Here is a 1,461-nt window from a genome sequence, read left to right on the forward strand (position 1 = left end):
GGGAGTGGACAAAACATGGGGGTCATGCGGCGCGTTTTCTGTTTGCGACGGTCAGCCGACCATCGAGAACTGCGGCCCTTGTGACGGCTACTCGGTGAGCCCCTTTGGGCGACCACCGCATCCTTCTGCGCTTTCCCATGCGGGCATTGGCAATGTCATCGACTGATCCTTCGGCACGAGATGACGAGATGGGCAGCCCGTTACGGTACCGTCGGCCATAGTCGACAAGGGATTCCATGTTGTTCGCGAGATAGGTGTACAGTGTCCCGCATCGGGCCTGCACACGAGCGGCAGCGGTGCGGACAGCCAAAGGTTCTTCCGCAAGGCGGGTGCAATCGTGCATGAGCCCTTTCAGATAAGTTTCCGCGACCCGTGCTCTGCCATGCCACAGCCACCAGCGAAGGCTTTTCGCGGGGCGCTGGAACAGCACCGGAATTCCAGTGAATCCCGGTATCTGGACCAGACCCTGAACGGCGGCCTCGACATGTCGAATACGCATCGAGATGTGCCACCAGTCGAGGATATGCTTCACCTGGCCGTCGCCACCCATGGCATTCCGTATGAGGTTCGGGAGAGCAAGCTCGCCATCAGAGATTACCGTCAACAGACGGCCCGGCTTCCATCCAAAGTCTGACAGCTCTTCTCGCATCCGGCTGCCTGGCGATGCCGTCGCATTGGCGACCAAGCCAAATCGTCGGCACATATTGCGACTTTCAATCTTACCGACCACAAGATCCAGGTGTCGCTGCTGATACTCCGGTCGACAGCGGATATGCGCACCGTCCAGAAAAACCGTCAAACCCCCTTTGGGAAGTGCTTCAGCGGGATCGCCTGATGCCCTTCGACTTTTCTCGAGCCCAGTGGCTACTCTTCCCAACCGGTCACGCACCGTGGTGTGATGGGGCGGATGGCAGGGGAGGAAGCTTTTCATCAGCCGCGCGGCTTCGCGAAAGGAATGCCGGGACCCGAGTTCCGCATGGAGCCGCTGCAGCTCCGGGGTAGCCCGGTCAGGAAAGAAATAGGCCAGCGGAGAAATAGGTCCGCCGGGCATCGCCGCTGACCTGGCATCACACGAACAGCGGCGCAAGCGCGCGGCTTTGACCCGAACCCGCCCAAAGAGCGTGTCGAGATCGCGCGTGCGATAGTCATGAATGGCACGAACCGAGGCGCAATCCGGGCATACGCGGCTTTCTCGGATGATTTCCTCAACCTGATCGCAAAGAATTGCCCGCTGAATCTGTTCGACAACCCTCTTCCCATCCTCGAGGCGCAACCCGATCCCGTCTGGACAGGTCACCCGGTAGGGTCGTGAAATGCCGTCAAGCTGATGAGTGCGCTTCTCCCCGTTGTCGAAGGTAGTTTCGATTGTAATCCGTACGTCCATGGCAGCCCCACACGCAAAGAACTCACCTTAGCACGGGCCGCAACGACGAAGATGACCCCCATGTTTTGTCCACTCCC

The 1,461-nt window shown here is 59.5% G+C and carries 1 protein-coding gene; it reads right to left on the minus strand.

Annotated features, from left to right (window positions below):
* Nucleotides 1-22: 22 nt before the first annotated feature.
* Complete coding sequence (locus tag ACGYK9_RS19355) at nt 23-1,384, minus strand: ISKra4 family transposase (RefSeq protein WP_122114529.1); 1,362 nt, start codon at nt 1,382-1,384, stop codon at nt 23-25.
* Nucleotides 1,385-1,461: the final 77 nt, after the last annotated feature.

Origin of the sequence: Sulfitobacter sp. 1A15258, assembly GCF_043557045.1 — a bacterium.
In the GTDB taxonomy this organism is placed as follows: domain Bacteria; phylum Pseudomonadota; class Alphaproteobacteria; order Rhodobacterales; family Rhodobacteraceae; genus Sulfitobacter; species Sulfitobacter faviae.